Source organism: Leptothoe sp. LEGE 181152 (genome assembly GCF_032906605.1).
In the GTDB taxonomy this organism is placed as follows: domain Bacteria; phylum Cyanobacteriota; class Cyanobacteriia; order Phormidesmidales; family Phormidesmidaceae; genus Leptothoe; species Leptothoe turfae.
Map to the genome: position 1 here is coordinate 37,290 of NZ_JASATU010000032.1, position 19,362 is coordinate 56,651.

General features: G+C 46.9%; 19 protein-coding genes. 9 read left to right on the forward strand and 10 right to left on the reverse strand.

What is annotated here, in order from left to right:
* Positions 1-21: 21 nt before the first annotated feature.
* From QGP82_RS17345 to QGP82_RS17360, 4 genes are all read left to right on the forward strand, one after another.
* Positions 22-1,206 carry a cysteine desulfurase family protein gene (locus tag QGP82_RS17345; protein ID WP_163662558.1) on the forward strand — a complete coding sequence of 395 codons (1,185 nt, stop codon included), beginning with the start codon at positions 22-24 and terminating at the stop codon, positions 1,204-1,206.
* Positions 1,207-1,366: 160 nt separating this feature from the next.
* The gene (locus QGP82_RS17350; RefSeq protein ID WP_163662560.1) at positions 1,367-2,080 is read left to right on the forward strand and encodes a DUF1995 family protein; all 714 of its coding nucleotides are present in this window, start codon (positions 1,367-1,369) and stop codon (positions 2,078-2,080) included.
* Between the two features lie 119 nt (positions 2,081-2,199).
* The gene (locus tag QGP82_RS17355; protein WP_489670915.1) at positions 2,200-2,739 is read left to right on the forward strand and encodes a DUF456 domain-containing protein; all 540 of its coding nucleotides are present in this window, start codon (positions 2,200-2,202) and stop codon (positions 2,737-2,739) included.
* Between the two features lie 35 nt (positions 2,740-2,774).
* Positions 2,775-3,302 (forward strand): pentapeptide repeat-containing protein, encoded by a 528-nt coding sequence (locus tag QGP82_RS17360; protein ID WP_163662562.1) that lies wholly within the window; start codon positions 2,775-2,777, stop codon positions 3,300-3,302.
* A 101-nt stretch (positions 3,303-3,403) separates the two neighbouring features.
* Here QGP82_RS17360 and QGP82_RS17365 read toward each other — a convergent pair whose 3' ends face one another.
* From QGP82_RS17365 to QGP82_RS17375, 3 genes are all read right to left on the reverse strand, one after another.
* The gene (locus tag QGP82_RS17365; protein WP_163662564.1) at positions 3,404-4,603 is read right to left on the reverse strand and encodes an aspartate aminotransferase; all 1,200 of its coding nucleotides are present in this window, start codon (positions 4,601-4,603) and stop codon (positions 3,404-3,406) included.
* 11 nt (positions 4,604-4,614) lie between these two features.
* Positions 4,615-5,769 carry an iron-containing alcohol dehydrogenase family protein gene (locus QGP82_RS17370; protein ID WP_499060487.1) on the reverse strand — a complete coding sequence of 385 codons (1,155 nt, stop codon included), beginning with the start codon at positions 5,767-5,769 and terminating at the stop codon, positions 4,615-4,617.
* 135 nt (positions 5,770-5,904) lie between these two features.
* The gene (locus tag QGP82_RS17375) at positions 5,905-6,420 is read right to left on the reverse strand and encodes a DUF2518 family protein (protein ID WP_499060489.1); all 516 of its coding nucleotides are present in this window, start codon (positions 6,418-6,420) and stop codon (positions 5,905-5,907) included.
* A 153-nt stretch (positions 6,421-6,573) separates the two neighbouring features.
* Here QGP82_RS17375 and QGP82_RS17380 point away from each other — a divergent pair, with 153 nt between their 5' ends.
* The gene (locus tag QGP82_RS17380) at positions 6,574-7,992 is read left to right on the forward strand and encodes a phospholipase D-like domain-containing protein (RefSeq protein WP_499060491.1); all 1,419 of its coding nucleotides are present in this window, start codon (positions 6,574-6,576) and stop codon (positions 7,990-7,992) included.
* 77 nt (positions 7,993-8,069) lie between these two features.
* Here the strand turns inward: QGP82_RS17380 and QGP82_RS17385 are convergent, their stop codons facing one another.
* The gene (locus tag QGP82_RS17385) at positions 8,070-9,068 is read right to left on the reverse strand and encodes a glycosyltransferase (RefSeq protein WP_499060718.1); all 999 of its coding nucleotides are present in this window, start codon (positions 9,066-9,068) and stop codon (positions 8,070-8,072) included.
* 216 nt (positions 9,069-9,284) lie between these two features.
* Here QGP82_RS17385 and QGP82_RS17390 point away from each other — a divergent pair, with 216 nt between their 5' ends.
* The 3 genes from QGP82_RS17390 (at position 9,285) to tatA (ending at position 10,369) form a co-directional block, all read left to right on the forward strand.
* Complete coding sequence (locus tag QGP82_RS17390) at positions 9,285-9,578, forward strand: hypothetical protein (protein WP_163662572.1); 294 nt, start codon at positions 9,285-9,287, stop codon at positions 9,576-9,578.
* Between the two features lie 169 nt (positions 9,579-9,747).
* Entirely contained in the window at positions 9,748-10,113 is a 366-nt protein-coding gene (locus QGP82_RS17395) for a hypothetical protein (protein ID WP_163662574.1), read from the forward strand.
* A 67-nt stretch (positions 10,114-10,180) separates the two neighbouring features.
* Complete coding sequence (tatA, locus tag QGP82_RS17400; RefSeq protein ID WP_163662576.1) at positions 10,181-10,369, forward strand: twin-arginine translocase TatA/TatE family subunit; 189 nt, start codon at positions 10,181-10,183, stop codon at positions 10,367-10,369.
* 183 nt (positions 10,370-10,552) lie between these two features.
* Here the strand turns inward: tatA and purB are convergent, their stop codons facing one another.
* Both purB and pdxR read right to left on the reverse strand, forming a co-directional pair.
* Positions 10,553-11,848: an adenylosuccinate lyase gene (purB, locus tag QGP82_RS17405; protein ID WP_163662578.1), complete on the reverse strand. Its 1,296-nt coding sequence runs from the start codon at positions 11,846-11,848 to the stop codon at positions 10,553-10,555.
* Positions 11,849-12,407: 559 nt separating this feature from the next.
* Positions 12,408-13,865: a MocR-like pyridoxine biosynthesis transcription factor PdxR gene (gene pdxR, locus QGP82_RS17410; RefSeq protein WP_163662580.1), complete on the reverse strand. Its 1,458-nt coding sequence runs from the start codon at positions 13,863-13,865 to the stop codon at positions 12,408-12,410.
* Positions 13,866-14,186: 321 nt separating this feature from the next.
* On the opposite strand from pdxR, the gene QGP82_RS17415 reads away from it, so the two are divergent.
* Positions 14,187-14,852, forward strand: a complete 666-nt coding sequence (locus tag QGP82_RS17415) for a pyridoxamine 5'-phosphate oxidase family protein (RefSeq protein WP_163662581.1) — start codon at positions 14,187-14,189, stop codon at positions 14,850-14,852.
* Positions 14,853-14,958: 106 nt separating this feature from the next.
* Here QGP82_RS17415 and QGP82_RS17420 read toward each other — a convergent pair whose 3' ends face one another.
* The 4 genes from QGP82_RS17420 to QGP82_RS17435 form a co-directional block, all read right to left on the reverse strand.
* Entirely contained in the window at positions 14,959-16,125 is a 1,167-nt protein-coding gene (locus QGP82_RS17420) for a class I SAM-dependent methyltransferase (protein ID WP_163662583.1), read from the reverse strand.
* A 30-nt stretch (positions 16,126-16,155) separates the two neighbouring features.
* The gene (locus tag QGP82_RS17425; RefSeq protein ID WP_499060494.1) at positions 16,156-17,301 is read right to left on the reverse strand and encodes an HTTM domain-containing protein; all 1,146 of its coding nucleotides are present in this window, start codon (positions 17,299-17,301) and stop codon (positions 16,156-16,158) included.
* The gene (locus tag QGP82_RS17430) at positions 17,285-17,806 is read right to left on the reverse strand and encodes a hypothetical protein (RefSeq protein WP_499060496.1); all 522 of its coding nucleotides are present in this window, start codon (positions 17,804-17,806) and stop codon (positions 17,285-17,287) included. Before QGP82_RS17430 ends, QGP82_RS17425 begins: the two co-directional genes overlap by 17 nt.
* A 167-nt stretch (positions 17,807-17,973) precedes the next feature.
* Entirely contained in the window at positions 17,974-19,170 is a 1,197-nt protein-coding gene (locus QGP82_RS17435; RefSeq protein ID WP_163662589.1) for a response regulator, read from the reverse strand.
* Positions 19,171-19,362: the final 192 nt, after the last annotated feature.

Here is a 19,362-nt window from a genome sequence, read left to right on the forward strand (position 1 = left end):
GCAGGCAGGACAGGGCATGTTATGCAGATCTATCTAGACTACAGCGCTACTACGCCACCGCGAGCTGAGGTGATGGCGGCGATGGGCTCGGCTATGAAAAGTAGCTGGGGGAATCCATCGAGCTTACATAACTGGGGTAGTCGGGCGGCTACGGTCATGGAAACGGCACGGATGCAGGTGGCGGATCTAATGGGTGCGTCTGGAGATGCTGTGGTATTTACAGCCAGTGGCACTGAGGCAAATAACCTGGCCGTCATGGGGGTGGCGCAGCAGTATCGTAAGCCTCGCCATATGATTATTTCGGCGGTGGAGCATTCTGCGATCGCAAAACCCATCACGCTTCTCGAACAGTGGGGCTGGCAAATCACTCGGTTACCTGTGGATTGCTATGGTCAGGTACATCCCATAGATTTAGCCAAAGCACTGCGAGAGGATACGGTACTGGTCTCTGTTATTTACGGACAAAGTGAAGTAGGTACCATACAGCCCATTGCTGAGCTTGCGGCGATAATTAAAGCCAGTGAGCATATTTCTAAACCCCTTTTCCACTCCGATGCTGTGCAGATAGCTGGGCGCTTGCCCATTGATGTACAAAAACTGGGTGTAGATTTACTCTCCATATCCAGCCATAAGATTTACGGCCCACAAGGTGCGGGAGCACTGTATGTGAAACCGGGCACTGACTTGATGCCGTTAATTAACGGGGGTGGTCAAGAGAATCACTTGCGCTCAGGGACTCAAGCAGTACCCACCATTGTGGGTTTTGGTGTAGCCGCGGAGCTGGCCAGGCAAGAACTCTCTCAAGAACAACAACGATTGCTAAAACTGCGCGATCGATTAATTGAGCAGTTGCAATGTCATCCTGAACTATTACTGACGGGACATCCACAGCAGCGGCTACCGCATCATGTCAGCTTCTATCTGCCCAATGCCAATGGGGAGCAGGTCTCTGGTAAAACCCTGGTACGTCAGTTGAATTTGGCGGGAATCGGCATCAGTGCAGGATCGGCTTGTCATAGCGGAAAACTGACACCGAGTCCAATTCTGCAGGCCATGGGATTTAGTAATACAGCAGCTAAAACAGGTATTCGCTTAACCCTTGGACATCAGACTACGGAGGCTGATGTAGATTGGACAGCAATGGTGGTAAGACAGATTATTGAACGGGTAATGATGAGGCAGCTGGTTACAGCAGGGATCAAATAACGAAGCCATCAGTTCCAACGCTTGCAGCCACCCACGAGAACGTTGATGACGTTTATAAAAAGGACGTCAATGGTAACCCCATCATTAAACTCAAATGCTAGGCTGCCAAAAAAGCAGATAATCAGAGGGTGATTGATTTCTGAAAACGACAAATCCAACCATGTCTGACCTGCCGAGTAGCCTTGAAGCAACCATCGAGCAAGCCATTGCCTCTACCAAGGCAGCCATTGAAGATGGCATCATCCGCCTACAGGTAGAAATGGTCATTCCAGAACTCAAGCAACAACCCATCGCAGAACGCTTCTTAACCCTCTTCCAAGACTTGGGTCTGCAGTTCAAAGTCTATTTCCCTGATGCTGGTGCAGCCGCCCTCGCTAGACGCGACTGGGACAACCCAGACTTCACCATCCGTGGCATCAACGAAATTCAAGCCGCTATTACGCCCGATGATGAAGCCTTTCTAATTGTCAATCCGTCAGCGGTGGAAGTTCAGGATGTGGAAAAACTCTGTAATGAGGCGCAAGATCGTCCTGTTGTTCTGCTTAATCCTCAGTTAGAAGATGTCAGTATTGTCGGCATTGGCTATGCTGCGCGTCAGTTACGCGAACGATTTTTAAGCACCCTAACCTCGTGCTATTACTACCGACCCATGACCGATTCTGCTGTACTGCGTCGCCATCCCCAAGGTTGGCAAGTTTGGCAAGACGTCGGGGATGACTACGAGCTTAAAGCTGAATTGCCTGAACGCCCCTCTAGCGAGGCCTTAGAAAAAATTCTCTACGGCAGCGAAGACACCGAAGGGAAGGCGGCTCCCAAACCCAAGAAGAGTTTACTGGGTGAAGTGCAAAAGTTCCTGCGTGCTTTGAGTCAATAGAGAACAACACATTACGGTATCCCCGAAACAAAAACCGTTGTCATGTCTATCAATCGACCGCTAGAGTAAAAAGTAGGCGTGCACTTTTGAATAGATAAGCAAATATGACTATAGGGCTGATGGTTCTTTATTGGGTCCTTCTCATTGTCATGGTAGCTGGCATTGTCGGTGCATTTGTTCCTGCATTTCCTGGCATTGGGTTAATTGTCGCGGCTATTGCAATTTGGGGTGCTGTTTCAGGCTTCAGTCAAGCTGTGCTCATTGCCCTGGGCGTTGCGATCGCGATTTTTCTAATCACTACCGCCATTGACTACTTGGCCGGCTACCTAGGGGCCAAAAAGGTTGGAGCCAGTAATTGGGGTCAAATTGGAGCCATCATCGGTATGATTCTCGGACTGCTGGGGCTACTACCCGCCCTTCCCGTAGGCGGTCCTATCTTTGGCCTTCTTTTTGGCTCCATGATCGGGGCTTTTCTTGGCGAAATGTTATACCGCCGTGATTTAGCCTTAGCCGCACGCTGCAAATTGGGTGCAAAGGTAAGTTTGGCAATCGTGGTCAGCTCTCTGCTGGGAAACGTGATTGCTGGGGTTTTGTCTATCATTGCAACGGTAGTGTTCCTAATAACAACCTGGCCGACAGCCATGTCACCAGCGTTGTAATCAGTTAGTTATGAGCCGTCTACACTGTCACAGATATGGCCCACCCAGAACACCTAGACATCTTGAAAAGCGGTGTCAGAGCGTGGAACCGCTGGCGTCAGCAAAATGCCCAAATCCGACCAAATTTGAGAGCCGCTGACTTACAAGGAGTTGATTTAGCAGGGTTTAACCTACGACTCACCTACCTGAGTGGTGCCAATTTAAGTCGCGCCTATCTTTTTGAAGCCAATCTATGTGAAACCAATTTTCAGGGAGCTAATCTTAGCCACTGCTGCTTGATTGGTGCTGATCTCACCCAGGCCTATTTTGCGAATGCCAATTTGTACCATGCCTATCTGTCCCAGGCAAACCTGACGGAGGCCTATTTTGGGCATGCAAACCTAGAAAAAGCGAACTTAACGAACAGTCTGATTAATCAGACTTATTTTGGTCAAGCCGATGTCAAAGAAACTGACTTTAGTCAAGCTCAAGATTTGGCAAATATACACCTAAGGCTAGCTCGAAATTTTGAGCTAGCCATTTTGGAAACAACAGCAGATCCTCAAAAACGCTTGGTTGCTTAGAGAGGATGTATATTTCTGCAAGCGGCACAGGCGATTGCATCAGTCCTGTAGGGGCACTCCCTTGTGGATGCCCAGCGCCAAAATCACCAGTGAAACTAGCCCTAGACAGTCACTGACGATGGGTAACGTACACCCGCATCCTTCAAGCGTTGGAGTGCCTCCTTCAGGCGATCTTCTTCTGCAATCAGGCTAATGCGGACAAATCCTTCTCCACCCTCACCAAAGGCACTACCAGGGGTGACGACTACGCCAGTATTTTGCAACACATAGAACGCAAAATCTGCGGCGGTCATATCGGGAGGGCACGGCACCCACAGATACATGGTAGCTTTGGTTTTAGGTACATCCCACCCCAATTCTGCCAAACCTGAGATCAGGCAGTCTCGCCGGGTACAGTAGCGATGCCGAACTTCTTCCAAGTAGGAGTCAGGCAGATTAAGGGCCGTTTCCGCAGCAGTTTGAATGGCGGAGAAAATACCGTAGTCGAGGTTGGTTTTGAGGGTACGTAATCCTTGAATAATGTGGCGATTACCGACAACAAAACCTACACGCCAACCTGCCATGTTGTAGGTCTTAGATAACGTATGGAATTCGACACTGAATTCTTTAGCACCGGGAATTTCAAGAACGCTGGTGGGCTGATACCCATCAAAAGCTAGCTCGGCGTAGCATAGATCATGCACCAACATAATTTCATAGTGCTTGGCAAAGGCTACGATCTCTTCAAAAAAGGCGCGGGGAGCGGTAGCTCCTGTTGGGTTATTGGGATAGTTGAAATACAGAACTTTGGCCCGACGGGCAACCGCTTCTGGAATGGTGGAGATATCGATCAGCCAGTCATTTTCTGGCGTTAGCATCAGGGGATGGATAGATGCGTTTGCGATCGCAGGTCCCCGAAAATGAGCCGGATACGAAGGTGTCGGCACTAGCACCGTATCGCCGGGATCAAGATAAGCCAACGCCAAGTGTGTCAAACCTTCTTTAGAACCCAACAGGGGCAGCGCTTCTCCCTCGGGATCAAGGTTCACACCATAACGACGACGGTACCAAGCTGTAATGGCATTTCGAAAACTGGCAGTCCCCTCAAAGGGAGGATAGCCGTGCTGGCTAGCATCAGCCAGGGCCTGCTGAGCCGCCTCTACCACTGGAGCAGGGGTGGGGCCACCAGGATTTCCCATCCCGAGATCAATTAAATCAAGGCCCTGGGCTCGCGCATTGGCCTTCAGCTCATCCAGACGCGCAAAGGCGTAGGGAGGTAACTGCTCAAGTCGCTGTGCTTTTTTCATCCAAGCTAGGGTCATGGCCTACCTCCTCATGACTTGCGTGACGGTGATTGGGCTTTGCTGGGCAATGGGGATACGGACGCCTCGGGCTGACTGCGGCGACAGGGGGCTGTGGTTGAAACCATGGCAGCCATTACCTGCTGAGGGCTGACAGCAAATGGCAAATGGTGAATATCTGATTGGGGCTGACAAGCAAACTCGGCAGCCTGCCGTAGCTCCATGACAGACATTTCTTCTAAACCCAGATCGTTTAAGGTCATTGGTAACCCAATTTGGGTATAAAACCGAAGCAATTGCTGGCGAGCAGCTACAGCTAGGGCATTGTTCGCTGCCATTTCCTCTAAGCGCAGTTGCACTAAGATACCATAGGCTACTTTTTCGCCATGGAGCATACTGTGGCTTGCGGGGATCTGGGTTAAACCGTTGTGAACCGAATGAGCGGCGACAGTTCTACATTGAGCACCCCCCATACCACCAATCACACCAGCCATCAGCACCGAAGCATCGACCACCTCCCGCCAATCGTCTCCACCAGGATTTTCTAAAGCAGCCGCTGATTTTTGGAAAAGGATATCTCGCAGGACCCGAGCCTGTTGCACTGCACCAATAATTAAGGTTTGAGAAGAATGGCCACTGCTGACAGAGGCTTCGTACCATTTTGCGATCGCATCCCCAATCCCCGCAATCAGTGTGCGCTGAGGTGCAGTTGCAACGAGTTCATAGTCCAACAACAATAGATTAGGACAAACCGGCAGCCCGACATCATAACGAAAGGCCCCCTGCTCAGAATACACATTAGATAGTGCAGTCCAAGCAGCACAGGTCGCTGCCGAAGTGGGGATCGTGATCACAGGTAACTGTGTTTGATGGGCCAACAGTTTAGCTGCATCAAGGGCTTTACCACCACCGACACCAATGATTAGGTCAGCTCCATGATCCGTCACTGCCTGACGCAATTGGGCCAATGATGCTTCACAACAGTCATTTCGGTAGGACGCTTGGACTACCTGCAGACCATGAAGCATCTCAGTCAAAAAGGGCGCTGCCGCCTGTAGAGTGCGATCACCCCCCACTAATAATGGCCGTTGCCCCAATCTGGCGACCAGTGACCCACTGCCAGATAAAATCCCGGAGCCGCGCACCACCTGAGACGGTGCCACCATCAGCGTCGATATCGTAGACATAATTGATTCTCAGCAAATCGATAAAAGTCCTAAGAGATTTAGCAGCAGCTACAAAAATAATCTGTAACGGAGAGCTACATACCAGGGATCAAATTCAGTTATTCCAGAACAGCAGCGACGGCATCCCAATTCAAGCTAACTGTTCTGGAGTGCCGCTCGCGCCCTAGCCAAATCAGAACGAGAAAGGGTAATGGTATAGCCAGATTCTGATTTAACATCTGGCTGAATCTTACCCAGATACAACAAGTCTGAGATACCTGGGTCACGATGCACAATAGTACGAGCCCGGATCATCGGAGTTTGTCCACCACCTAAACGACTAGGGTTAAACGAATTGACCGCCGCCTGCCGCAAAGTCGCTTCCAACTCAGGTTCTGTAATATCTACAGGAACTGAAATAACAAGCTGAGCTGCCCCAGAATCATAAACAGTTGTGTAGGAGACCGAGCCTTCAATCGTAGTCGACACTAAGGGCTGAAAACTCAGACCAAACAGACCTGCTGTCAGCACACCACAAAACCCAGTAACCCCTACTAGTCTGAATCGAATACCCCACTGGACTATAAACGCCAGCGCTGCCAGAGCCGCAAAGGCTAACGTAGTGAGGCCCATCCACTTGGTTGCCTCTAGGAAAAATTCGGGAGTTGGCATAGCAAACTAGCGCTTTTTGTGTGTAATCAGCATAACGTGATTAATCGTATCAGTGGACACGTTTTTGAGCGTGGGCATTAGGCAGCAATCTGCTGCTAATTGGTCAGCTTGGCAGGGCTCACTAAAGACTGTCTAAAGAATTCATCAGGTGCAATGCTCAACCGATTTCAAGTGGGACATTTTGTCCTACTTGCCCTTGCCCTTGGCAGCCTTGGATTAGCTTATCTAGGCTGGAAAAAAAGTAATAGAGATCCCAGCCCTTTACCGCAAGACCCCTATGTTCAAGTTTTTTTTAATCAAGCAGAAACCCATAGATATAAGGATCCCTATCGTCAAATTCGACGGTCTGGTGAAAACTTAGAACAAGTATTGCTTGATGCCATTGACCAGGCAAATATCTCGGTTGATGTGGCTGTACAAGAACTAAACCTGCCATATGTGGCAAATGCCTTGATCAATAAGGCTCAGGCTGGAATAGCGGTGAGGGTGATTCTAGATAATCAATATAGTGAGGGTTGGAGCGGGCGCGATCGCAACTGGATTCGTCAACAAGATAGTTACAGCCGAGGCAAATACGAAAATTTGTTTGCATTTGGTGACATAGATGCAGACGGACACGTTTCCCCCGATGAAGCAGCTAAACGCGATGCCATCCTCATGTTGCACCAGGCTGACATTCCCATCGTGGACGATACTGCCGACGGCACCAAAGGCAGCGGCCTCATGCACCATAAATTTATCGTGGTGGACAATCGCACGGTAGTCACCGGTTCTGCCAACTTTACCCTGTCAGGCATTCATGGAGACTGGTTAATTCCTGAGAGCCAAGGCAATGCCAATGCACTCTTACACATCAATAGTGCAGAGCTCGCCACTGCCTACACAGATGAATTTAATCTGATGTGGGGTGACGGTCCTGAAGGGCAACCCGATAGTCTCTTTGGATCTCCAAAGCCAATGCGATCTCTAAAAACAGTTTCTCTTCCAGGCAGCACAATCACAGTGCAGTTTTCACCACACCGAGCTGATACCCCCAGGGAACAGACGACCAATGGCATCATTGCCCAAGCCCTTAGTCAAGCACAACAGTCCGCTGATCTAGCTTTGTTTGTGTTGACCGATCAAGGCATTGCCAATACACTAGCTGCCAATCCTAAAATTCAACTCCGCACCCTGATTGATCGCAGCTTCATCTATCGCTACCACAGTGAGGCATTGGATATGCTCGGCCTGAGTTTACCCGATCACCGTTGCAAGTATGAAAAAGATAATCAACCGTGGCATGTGCCCATCAAAACCGTCGGTTATCCACACCTAGCTGACGGCGATAAGCTGCATCACAAATTTGCCCTGATTGATGATCGCACAGTGGTTATTGGATCTCATAACTGGAGTAAAGCCGCTAACAACAAAAATGATGAAAATCTCCTCATCATCGAAAACGCCACTGTTGCACAACATTTCAAACAGGAATTTGAACGCCTCTACCAAAAAGCTAAATTAGGACGCACAGACTATCTTGTGAATCAGATGAGAAAGATGCAGGAGAAATGTGGCACAAGTCAGTTTTGATTTTTGAATGAGTAGCCTTTGACTAAGAAATTCCTGACAACGGGTGATCAACTCAAAACTAGGAACTCAAAACCGCTTTATCTCCTTGTCTGAAGCTTTGCCAGTTTTGCTTGCACGCGGTTGTAAAAAAGGTAAAGTTGTCGCTTGCGAGTCAGACCAGGAATATCTGATGGCTGTTTTTGCCGATAGTCAAAGAATTGGTTGAGTTCGATCAGAATAGTTTCCATGCGAGGGACTAACTGTTCAGTACGGTAAGGGTTAAAAAAGGCATCTGGTAAATCATTAGGCTGCCAATTATCTAGCACGGCTGCAATTCGCTGGCAATCATAGCCTGTGGCATAGCCTGCAATTTTGTGACAGTTTATCCCAGGGTCAAGATAATCGGCCAGGGCATGATTGACACTGGAAAAGACCTGACAACCACAGGCCAATGCTTCCATAGGCGGCAAACCAAAGCCTTCGGTCAAGCGATACTGCGCCCAGTATTCAGCTGAATCGTAGAGATAAACCTTAGCTCGGTTAAAGAGAGCCATTAAATCATCTACAAAGGAGTCGATCACAACAACATTAAAGCTCTTTTGTAATTCAGGAATTAACTGAGTAGTTAAATATTCTGACGATTTTCTTGCCTGCACTAGAATATCAATATCTCGATTAACCTGATGATTAACAACATTGGCAGGTAACTGATTGGGGAGCCAGTAAATAAGGGAATTTTGCGATCGCATCCCCCAATACCCCATAGTGTTACGACTCACAGAAAGAATCGGCACTTGAGGCGGTAATACAAAACCATACCCCGAGCTATGGGCATGATATACCACATGACAATGAGAAAGTTTTTTAAGTTGTTTAGGAACATCAAACCCCCAGCTAACAACAAAAATAAAACGACTGAGATCATTCTCCTGCAAAAGATCGTCAAGAAAGGGATAATCGTCCTCTCGCTGCCGATAGGTAACCACGTCAGCCTCACAAATCTGTTGAGCTAATTGCAGAGTATTCAGTTCAGCAAAAAGACCACCACAGTAAAACGTACGAGTAGTTCCAGGCAGGAGAAAATAAAGCTTTCTCATTACAAATGGAGTATGGGCCGCCCAGTATTTTACAGGATGAACGGCAGATACCTGGATTGATTGCATAGTTCCTAAGACTGCCAGAGACCATCATTAAGCCCCAATACTCACCGCTATTAATTTCGTAGATAGTTCCCATCTATCCTATGCTTTGATGATTCAAAATTTCGTACATAGATTAGGGATATGCAATCGCTACTCCATTAGGAGGCTTCCATGAATACTTACCCCTCCAATTTGCAAGAACTTGAAGTTAAACGTCGGTACTTAGAGCGACTGTGGCAGCCTACCCCAATCCAAAAAATCAGACAAACATCCAGCAAATGGCTGCATTCAGCTGGTCAATGGTTAGTGAAATCCCTGACTGAAGGAGATCAGTTACGCATTTGGGTGAAAGAAACCAAACAAGGGAACTACTGGTGCGTACACGATCCCATCAGTGGTAAACATAATCGATTCGATTCCGAAGACGCAATGCGCATTTGGATAGAACAGCGATACAGGCACTAATACTAAAGCCGGGCCTTGCAGTCTGTTACAGACTTAGCAAGGCTCGACTAAGTATTCTGACAACTTCTAAAATGTTGCAAAATATATTGCTTTTTGCAACCGTTACATGCGCGCTCTTAAAGCTAACGATTCAATAGAAATATAAGTAGCTTCAAGGGATGCTGTGACCATGAATATTAAGCTCATCATCAGCAATGCAGTCTTGGGAACATTGACCTTAGCATTAGCGGGTTACGCTCAAAGCAACGTTAGCAACAACAGTCGTCATCTATCAGACATCCAAGCCCAAACCTGTCCCGTCTTTCTGACTGATAGCACATCAGCTGATATTTCCAGAAATCAGCGACTAGCTGTACCCGTACGTCCCAACGAAGTATTGGATCTCACCCTACTATGTTATAGCGGTCCTGTAGACACTGCTGCATCAGAACGGCTAAATACAGAAGTCAACAATCGTCCATCTGAAACTCCACAGTCAGCGACACAATTTGATCAGCTCCCTCAAGATCGAGTTGAATTTGGATCACCGATTTAAAACTACAGGCTAGTTAAGGCCCCGATTGACTACGGTATAGTAATTGAAACATTCATGGAAAGGTGCCATGTTCGGTTTAGGTTGGCCAGAGGTAGGCATTATTGCCATTGTCGCTGTTTTAATTTTTGGGCCTAAAAAAATTCCTGAGTTAGGCAGTGCTCTCGGAAAAACTTTACGAGGTTTCAAAGAGGAAATGGATGCCGAAACAGCTGACTTTGAAGACGCTGAGTATGTTGAGGATCCAGAGTCGCACTAAGTAATCGGAACAAACTTAGCTTATGACTGTCTGTAGTTGTAGTAGGTACATGGTTGGAGCTACCTACTACTAGCAAGCGTCTAGTGAGCATATAGTAGGCATTTCAGGGAGTGGATTTACCATCTCCCTGTTTTTTTATGCTTAGAGACTCCACTTAGGGGTGCCCCATCAAAGGTCATTCACCTATATCCCCAAGCGCTGGTAAACCTTATCCAGATTTCTCAGCTGGTAGTCAGGGTTAAATGCCTCCTTAATTTCCTCTGGCGACAGCTTTTCCTTCACTTGAGGATCCTGGGAAATCAAGGTATGGAAATCACCACCTTCAACATTCCATGCAGCATGGGCACATTTCTGCACAATACGATAAGCGTCTTCACGGGCAATGCCTTTCTCCACAAGAGAAAGCAGCACTCGCTGACTAAAGACCACACCGCCGTACATGTTCATATTACGCTTCATATTTTCGGGATAGACCAGCAGGTTTTGCACCAGCTTCGTAGTCTCTACCAGCATGAAGTGAATCAAAATACAGCTGTCAGGGAAAATAACCCGTTCCACTGAACTATGGGAAATATCACGTTCATGCCACAGGGCAACATTTTCTAATGCAGCCAGGGCATTGGTGCGAATGATGCGAGCCAGCCCCGCCAACCGCTCAGATTTAATTGGATTACGCTTATGTGGCATAGCTGAAGACCCCTTTTGACCCTTGGCAAAAAACTCTTCAACTTCGAGCACGTCAGTACGCTGTAGATTCCGAATTTCGACTGCAAACCGCTCAATGGATGCAGCCAGTCCTGCCAATGTCGTCATAAACTCAGCATGGACATCTCGAGAAATCACCTGAGTCGAAGCAGTATCAGGCTTCAGACCCAGCTTTTGGCAAGTCAACGCCTCAATTTCTGGATCAATGTTGGCGTAGGTGCCAACCGCTCCCGAGATTTGGCCAACGGCAATTTCATCTTGAATACGGCACAAACGTTCACGATGGCGAAGCACCTCAGCCAACCAACCAGCTAACTTGAAGCCAAAGGTCATAGGCTCAGCATGAATGCCATGGGAACGACCGATCATCACGGTATTGCGATGTTCCTGAGCTTTATTGCGGATTGCCTGAATTAATTGCTCCACATGAGACAAAATTACCTGATGACTAGCGACAATCTGTAGAGACAGTGCCGTATCCAGCACATCAGAACTAGTCATCCCTAAGTGGATATAGCGACCTGCATCGCCAACGTATTCATTAACATTGGTCAAAAATGCAATGACATCGTGACGAACCTCAGCCTCAATTTCCAGAATTCGCGCCACATCAAAATTGGCCTTGGCTTTGATTTCGTCCACCGCTGCTTGGGGAATACGGCCCAGTTCAGCTTGGGCTTCGCACACAGCGATCTCAACCTGTAGCCAGGTCTTAAATTTGTACTCGTCGGTCCAAAGTTCGCCCATTTCGGGCAGGGTGTAACGTTCAATCAAAACTAGTGTCGCAGGATACAACCGATCTATTGTAAAGGTGTAGCCGCAAGTTACTAAGTCGAAATTAATAATAGTGAGGATTTGATTACACGCCTTTTAGCGATAGGCACCCGTTAGAAGATAGCGTTGTTGTTCCAAGCATCACATTATCCGCCCAAACGATTACCCCTAGTAGGTTTGTAAATCATCTACTAGGGGTAATCGTTTATTAGGCTGAACAAAAGACAAGTGCACGCACCACTGACTAGAGTAGTTAGTCGATTTCTATCGATTCAAACGCATTTAACACAGACCAAGATAGACGGGTTGCTACAGTAGCGAGTGCGATAATCAATACCATGGTCATAACTACATAGGGCATATGTAACCCAAATAAAACCATGCTGATAATTAGTAGGGCAAGCAGTGTAATATCCAAAGCCTTGTCCTCAAATATTGCTGTCAACTTTAATAGTAGATATTTCGTCAAGGGAGTATTAACCCTGGCAAAAAACTTATTAATGATTCACGTTCCTGTCAATTCAAGTATTGAGGAGTCAGTCTCGAAAATGGGCATTAACTATGTCCATAATGCCTTAGCAACCCGGTGTATTCCCTCTTCTATTTGCTCTTCAGTGAGATCCGTGTAACCAAACACAAACTCTCCTGTATTACGCGGCACTTCATATTGAATGCAAGCACTACATATTTCTACACCAACACGAGCGGCTCTTGCGACTACTTCATCATCCCTGAAGCTCAGGGGCAGCTTTGCCATCACATGCAGCCCCGCGCTATCTCCCAAAATTTTCACCTCTTGGCCAAAGTATTTGTATAAAGCCTGCAGCAGGGCACGACGGCGATGCTCATAACACAGGCGCATTTTACGAATGTGGCGTTCCAAATGCCCAGCTGAAATAAACTCTGCTAAAGCATATTGAGTCAGCGTGGGGGGTTGGCGATCGGCTAACCACTTAGCTTTACCAAATACCTCTACCAAAGACTGAGGCACCACCAAATACCCTAAGCGAATACTGGGAAACATGACCTTCGAAAATGTGCCCACGTAGAGCACAGAGCTATGGTTATCCAACCCTTGCAATGATGGAATAGGTCGTCCTCCATAGCGATATTCACTATCATAATCGTCTTCAATAATGAGTGCACCAGTCCTCCATGCCCATTGCAACAACGCCAATCGACGAGGTAGCGACAGTAAAGCTCCCGTCGGAAACTGATGAGACGGTGTGACATAAACCAATCTAGGAGGATTGTCATAGGCCAATAACGTATCAACCATCAGACCATCATGATCTAACGGCATAGGCAATAAGTTTGCACCACTCGCTTTAAAGATATGACGGGCACCTCGATAGCCAGGCTCTTCAATAGCCACACTGTCATCTGGATTCACCAAGAGCTGGGTAATTAAACTCAGTGCTTGCTGACTACCATTAGTAATAATCACCTGATCATGCGTACAACGTACCGCCCGTGCATGCTGTAAATAATGGGCTACAGCCTTTCGCAACGGCCAATACCCCAAAGTCTCTCCCGCATAATTAAGCCATTGTTTCGTTTCGCGACAATGTTTTGACAACAGTTTTCGCCATAGCTCTACTGGGAACAAATCTAAAGCAGGATGACCATAGCGAAAACTAATCTCATAAGACTCTCTCAATGGGCTGAGGGATACCTGCTTTACCCGTTTGCCGTAGTCTGACAGAGGGGCCTTAACAACAGGCTGAGGCGAGGACTTTACTGGCTCATCAGCTTCTAACAACATTTCTGGCAGCTGAGCACAGACGTAAGTGCCTGCTCCTCGTCGGGTTTGTAAGTACCCTTCACTAATCAACTGATCGTAGCCTTGGGTCACGGTAGTCCGTGATAACCCCAAGGTTCTTGCCAAAGTACGTGAAGCAGGTAGACGCTGTCCCGAGACTAATCGCCCCGAGAGAATTGCCCAACGCAGTTGACTATATACCTGTTGATGCAAAGGTTCTGACAATGCAGCATCAATCACTAAGGCTAATTCCATCGGTACTTGTTAAAGGTCTATCCTAAGAAATTGGACTTATAGTTTAATTCTAAATTGGCTCTAGACGCATGCCAATCTACATCGGTAAAGTAGCAATATCGCTGGTAATTCAACTGGTTTTAGTCATATGAAACGGCCCCAAGCCCTTTCCAAAAGAGGCTTGGGGATACATTTTGGCATTAGCAGTTATGCACCTGCTGCTCAAACACTTTTCCGAAACAGGAAAACTCGCTCTTCTCTTCGGGAATCTATTCTGAGAGAGGACCGAAGGAGATCTATTCAAACTTAAATAATTTGATTCACTGGAAAGGAGATAGCATTATGAAAACAACACGGACTCAGGTAAAGCGTATACCTAAGCGTGGTCATTATGATCTGAAAACGGTTTACTCGATTTTAGACGCAGGCCTTATTTGTCATGTGGGGTTTGCTGTGGATGATCAGCCATTTGTGATTCCTACGGCTTATGGGCGCATGGATAATCGGTTATTTATTCATGGTTCACCGGCCAGCCGTATGCTGAGGTCGCTGCAACAAGGGATTGAGATTTGTGTAACGGTAACACTCCTGGATGGTTTAGTATTGGCGCGATCAGCCATGCACCATTCGATGAATTATCGGTCTGTGGTGCTATGTGGGACTGCAGAATTGGTGAGTGAACGAGAAGAGAAAATGCAGGCACTCTATGCGTTGACAGAGCATGTGATGCCGGGCCGTTGGGCTGAAACGCGCGAGCCAAATGAGCAGGAGTTAACGGCGACAACTGTTTTGGCATTACCGATTGATGAGGCATCAGCGAAGATTCGGACTGGACCACCGGTAGATGATGCAGCGGATTATGGATTGCCTCATTGGGCTGGAATAATTCCTTTAAGGATGCAGGCGGGTGAACCGATTGTGGATCCAAAGCTGGCCGAAGGAATCGTGATGCCAGCACATGTAAAACAATATTTAAGAAAACGGCGTGAGTTTTTGGAGGTTGTGTGAAATTTCTAAACGCTTCTCCACACAAACCCTCTTACCTCGAGAACAAGAGGGTTTGAAACCTTAAAAATGTGCTGCCTTAGTAATTCATGAGGTTGGGAAAAGTAGTTTAGGTTAGCGGAGGAACAACTAGACCTTTAAGTGAAACATTACAGTCGATACCTTTGCTTTGAATTAGAACCCCGAAAGTTCCGAGCCCCATAGGAGTCATGTCCATGAGTTGGTGAAGAGCTTGGCGACGTTGGATGAGGTGGTTGAAGCCGTCGGGTCCGGGAGTTATAGTTTGGGTAAGATTGGCGAGTCGATCGCCAAGCCCGAGAGCCATGAGGAAGAGCCCCTGTTGGGTGAAGCCCACATTAGTAAATCCCACCTTTTCGCCATAGCGCTCTAGAGCAGTGAAGTCTACGTGGGCGGTTAGATCTTGTTGACCAATGTTGGTGTACGGATCGTCATGGTGTCGGTGCTGGTAATAGCACTTAAGAGTTCCCCTATGACGAGCAGGACTATAGTAACGCTGGGCAATATGGCCATAATCGATGGTGAGAAGAAATCCTTGAGCGATACGGCTGGCGACATTAGAAAGCCAGTCTAGAGCAGCAAGATTAACTTCAGTGCGGTAGCCATCTGAGTAATCGTCAGCAAGGAGATTAATCTCGACTAGGTCAAAGTATTGTGCGAGTTTGTCGGTGGAGAGAGAACCTAGAGTCTCTTTCAGACTATTGTCTTTGGTAGTGACATAAACTTCTTGAAGTTGGTTGTTGTTCTTTTCAATAATGTGAACAGGAAACGCATCGACGAGTTCGTTGGAGAACAAGCAACCGGTAATGGGTGGTAGAGCGTCAAGGGTAGTCCAACTGACCTTTTTGTGCTTTAAGCGCTCTTGCTGAACTGACCGCAGTGCAGGGGATCTTTCGATAATGATGTAGTTGAGTGTGGCATAACAATCAGGGAAATGCTGTTGCAGATATGAAAGCACATCAGCAGCAATAAGTCCCTGACCGGCCCCCATTTCAACTAAATGAAATGTTGTGGGTTGCCCCAGGGCACACCACATGTCAGCAAATTGATTGGCAAGAAGCTCACCAAAATCGCGACTAAGATGAGGAGAAGTTATAAAGTCACCGCTAGGGCCAAGGATGGAAACTTTAGTGGTGTAGTAACCATGTTGAGAGTGGTAAAGGGCTAAATTCACATACTCCCTAAAGGTAATGCGATTTTTTGGAGCAGTCTGAATATGCTCAGTGATAATGGTAGTGAGTGCAGAGGTAGACGTCATGTCAGAATTGCAAGAAGTACGGTCCTAGAGTCAATTATTCAGGTTGGGATCGAAAGACTTGAGTGCATAATTAAGTTTGCCAGTTGCTATAACCCAAATGAAAAGAGAAAGGCAGATAATCCACAGGACACAACTTATCACTAGTCCAGGAATAGGAATATTGAGTAGGTCTCCAAGAGAGTAAGCTAAACCAGAAAACGAACTACCTAGGGAGAAACTCAGCGCAAGAGCATTAGCCCACAGAGCTAGTAGTAGCCATATCCATCGACGAAACGTATGGAACGAGAAACGATCAAACAGACCTAGTTGTGACCAAGGGATAAATGCTAAATATGCGATCGCATTCGTATTGAAAGGAATATTGAGTAGCAGACTGTTCGATAAATGAAAGAAGCACCCCAAAGCAAGCCATACATACCAAGCCCTACGCCAAAACATAGCCAATAAAAAGCCCAGCTCAAAGAGGACTGCCGAGTAATCAATGAGTTCCCATAGCAGTGGCAGATCCAGACCGACAATAAACGGAGCTAGTAAATGCGTACGCCCATAGCTAAAATAACCGGAATACAGCCAGCTGAGAAAGCCACTGGTAGACAAGTCAAAATCGACCCATGCAAGGGCTTTACCAAAGCCAGCTGTAAAAAAGCTAAAAGCAATTAAGAGAGCCAAAAAATAAAGATTCTTATGTGGTTTAGAAGACTCTTGATGAACTTGTCGTCCATAAAACAACAATGAATCAACTGAGAAGTATCGTCCCCAATCCTGAAAAGACATGACTAGAAGCACACAAAGATAAAGCACTCCACCATGGTCGATTTTCCCCAAAGAGTACTGAAAGCTATTGGCAACAATCAAGGTAGTCAGAAGAGCAACGGTTGCGAATCTTGTGAACAGACCAATTAGAAGAGCGACAATGAAAACAGATAGACAGAAATCGATACCATAGAACACAAACGCATGGGGAAAGCCTGCCAAAAAGGACGATAGGCTGAAAATAGGTGGATTGTAAAATGCGTCAGGAACAGTACTGAGCCAACGAAAACTCGGCCATCTTAAAAAGAGGGTAAATAGCCCAAAGACAACTCGAAACAAGCATAGTGATGTAGCGTCGATACGGGTTGACTGTTTGATCTGTGCTTCCAGAGAGTCCAGTGAGTTACTAACGAAGTTCAACATTTGTTTGTTCAGTAATCTCACTTTTTACGGCTACTCCTTTGTCAATATCGAACCAGGTTTTGACTTGTCGCACTTGCAGCTTTTCTACATCAGACATACCTAGCATCTGCAAACGGGTAGTCATCCAGTCCAAAGCTGCCTTTCGCTCCGTAGGAGACGCTTCTAATATTGTGGTAGCACTCAATGTCCAAATCCCGAGGGAAACACTTCTAGTTTTTGCTTCTCCTAATCCAAAACCATTACGGGCAATATGGGACCAATATTGATTAGGAATTACATCAAAAAACTCCCTTGGATCTAGCGGCTGTTCAGTGCCAGCATGACTAATAGCAATGAGCTCAGTTCTAGAAAACCTTAGTATCCCGTCGGATGCAGATATTTTTGTAGCGCCTGATGGCTGCAGAACAGCCGGATAAGGTTCAAGGCTATTGCTGGCCTCTCGTAAAAGGAATGGGCACAATAGCCCCAACAGAATGAGCAGTCGTAGCCCTAGCTTTTTGATCACTACCTATCTCAGTAAGTCGACTCTGTATCATCTTAGGTCCCCCATTGATGAACATGCAATTTGTCTGAGTCGCCGCAAATTGATGCGTGTGTTCTACCTTGTTTTTAATAAGGATAATCTAAGCATGACACAAGCTCCAGTGAATCATTAAACAGAGTCAGGTATACCTAATTCTCTTCACCCTCAGTTTCCATATTCGATAACTGAGCTCTCACCACTTCAATCACCTTAATTGGATCAATAGGCTTTGCCATAAAGTCTGTGGCTCCTATCGCCTTAGCCCGCATCCGATCTACAATGCCGTCATTCCCAGTCAAAATAATAATCGGCGTCTTCCTGAAAGCCTTCACCCGACGAATCTGTTTACAAATCTCATAACCATTCGCCACAGGCATCACCAAATCCAAGAAAATTAAACTTGGCTTATGGCGAATAATTTGCCCTAAGGCCTGAACAGAATCCTGAATATTAATACATCTATACCCAGCTGGACGTAACACCTCCTCCATCAGATATCCCACCTGAGGGCTATCATCCACACAAACAATCAACGGCAGTTTATTCACCACCTTATGCGGCACCTTCTGCGCTGCTGCCGCATAAGGATTCGGCAAATCCTCAATCCGATTCAGCACTACCATCCCTCGCTCCACATAGGCAGATATCATACAGCCGAGGGAGGACACCTCATGACCTGTAATCTGGCTCAGCTCCCGTAATGAGCGCGTCCCCTGCAACAACCGCTTCAAAATCTGGTAAGTGCGCGGTTGAGTACACTGCTTCAGCCGCTCCGTGTCCACAATGATCGGAGCCAAATTAGGGGATGCTTTACCTAGCTCAGCATTTTGCCAAGATTGCAAGTCCGTCCTTACCCGATAAAACAACGCTGTACTACTCAAAATCGCCATCGGTTCACTTAACCGCGATTGATGATCCGTAGAATGCGCGACGTGGGTAATGCTACCCACCACCTGACAAATGTCAAACAGCACTTCTGTCAGAGTAGCTTGGATAATTGAGATCGCAATCTCCCGTGTAATCTGCTGCCGCCGTAATAGCACTAAAAGTGCCACATACTCCCAGTGATCAAATATCTCCGCTTCTCGCAACCGCAACTCAGTTGGCTGCAAATCTGGACAATAGGTCTGAAGCAAACGCTGCCATCGCCGAAACCGATGTTGGCCACCACCGGCCCACAATAGCCGTCCTACCCGAAAATCAAGCCACCATTGCTCCCCAGAAATCGCTTTTACGTGAATATAGCCATTTGTCTGAGCCTGAATAATTGCCTTCATTGTTTTAATCAGCGAAGCCACTGAAAAACCATTTTCTAGCGGCAGTATATTCAGTACAGACTCAGTCATCTTTTTGATTGCCCAGCGATGATTTTAACGCTCTCGTAAAGGAGGACATTGGTACGTTCCAGTGCCGTTCTCAAAAAATATTTAGAGATACTTTTTGCAATGGAACATCTTATGCAGCTTCCAATTGCTAGGCTAGACAATACAGTCTAATCCCAACAAGGCAGCATTGAGCAAGTGTCTCTGGATGCTCTC

Coding starts and splice junctions, on each gene's coding strand:
- QGP82_RS17345 (WP_163662558.1), top strand. CDS start 22: ATGCAGATCTATCTAGACTACAGCGCTACTACGCCACCGCGAGCTGAG.
- QGP82_RS17350 (WP_163662560.1), top strand. CDS start 1,367: ATGTCTGACCTGCCGAGTAGCCTTGAAGCAACCATCGAGCAAGCCATT.
- QGP82_RS17355 (WP_489670915.1), top strand. CDS start 2,200: ATGGTTCTTTATTGGGTCCTTCTCATTGTCATGGTAGCTGGCATTGTC.
- QGP82_RS17360 (WP_163662562.1), top strand. CDS start 2,775: ATGGCCCACCCAGAACACCTAGACATCTTGAAAAGCGGTGTCAGAGCG.
- QGP82_RS17365 (WP_163662564.1), bottom strand. CDS start 4,603: ATGACCCTAGCTTGGATGAAAAAAGCACAGCGACTTGAGCAGTTACCT.
- QGP82_RS17370 (WP_499060487.1), bottom strand. CDS start 5,769: ATGTCTACGATATCGACGCTGATGGTGGCACCGTCTCAGGTGGTGCGC.
- QGP82_RS17375 (WP_499060489.1), bottom strand. CDS start 6,420: ATGCCAACTCCCGAATTTTTCCTAGAGGCAACCAAGTGGATGGGCCTC.
- QGP82_RS17380 (WP_499060491.1), top strand. CDS start 6,574: ATGCTCAACCGATTTCAAGTGGGACATTTTGTCCTACTTGCCCTTGCC.
- QGP82_RS17385 (WP_499060718.1), bottom strand. CDS start 9,068: ATGAGAAAGCTTTATTTTCTCCTGCCTGGAACTACTCGTACGTTTTAC.
- QGP82_RS17390 (WP_163662572.1), top strand. CDS start 9,285: ATGAATACTTACCCCTCCAATTTGCAAGAACTTGAAGTTAAACGTCGG.
- QGP82_RS17395 (WP_163662574.1), top strand. CDS start 9,748: ATGAATATTAAGCTCATCATCAGCAATGCAGTCTTGGGAACATTGACC.
- tatA (WP_163662576.1), top strand. CDS start 10,181: ATGTTCGGTTTAGGTTGGCCAGAGGTAGGCATTATTGCCATTGTCGCT.
- pdxR (WP_163662580.1), bottom strand. CDS start 13,865: ATGGAATTAGCCTTAGTGATTGATGCTGCATTGTCAGAACCTTTGCAT.
- QGP82_RS17415 (WP_163662581.1), top strand. CDS start 14,187: ATGAAAACAACACGGACTCAGGTAAAGCGTATACCTAAGCGTGGTCAT.
- QGP82_RS17420 (WP_163662583.1), bottom strand. CDS start 16,125: ATGACGTCTACCTCTGCACTCACTACCATTATCACTGAGCATATTCAG.
- QGP82_RS17425 (WP_499060494.1), bottom strand. CDS start 17,301: ATGTTGAACTTCGTTAGTAACTCACTGGACTCTCTGGAAGCACAGATC.
- QGP82_RS17435 (WP_163662589.1), bottom strand. CDS start 19,170: ATGACTGAGTCTGTACTGAATATACTGCCGCTAGAAAATGGTTTTTCA.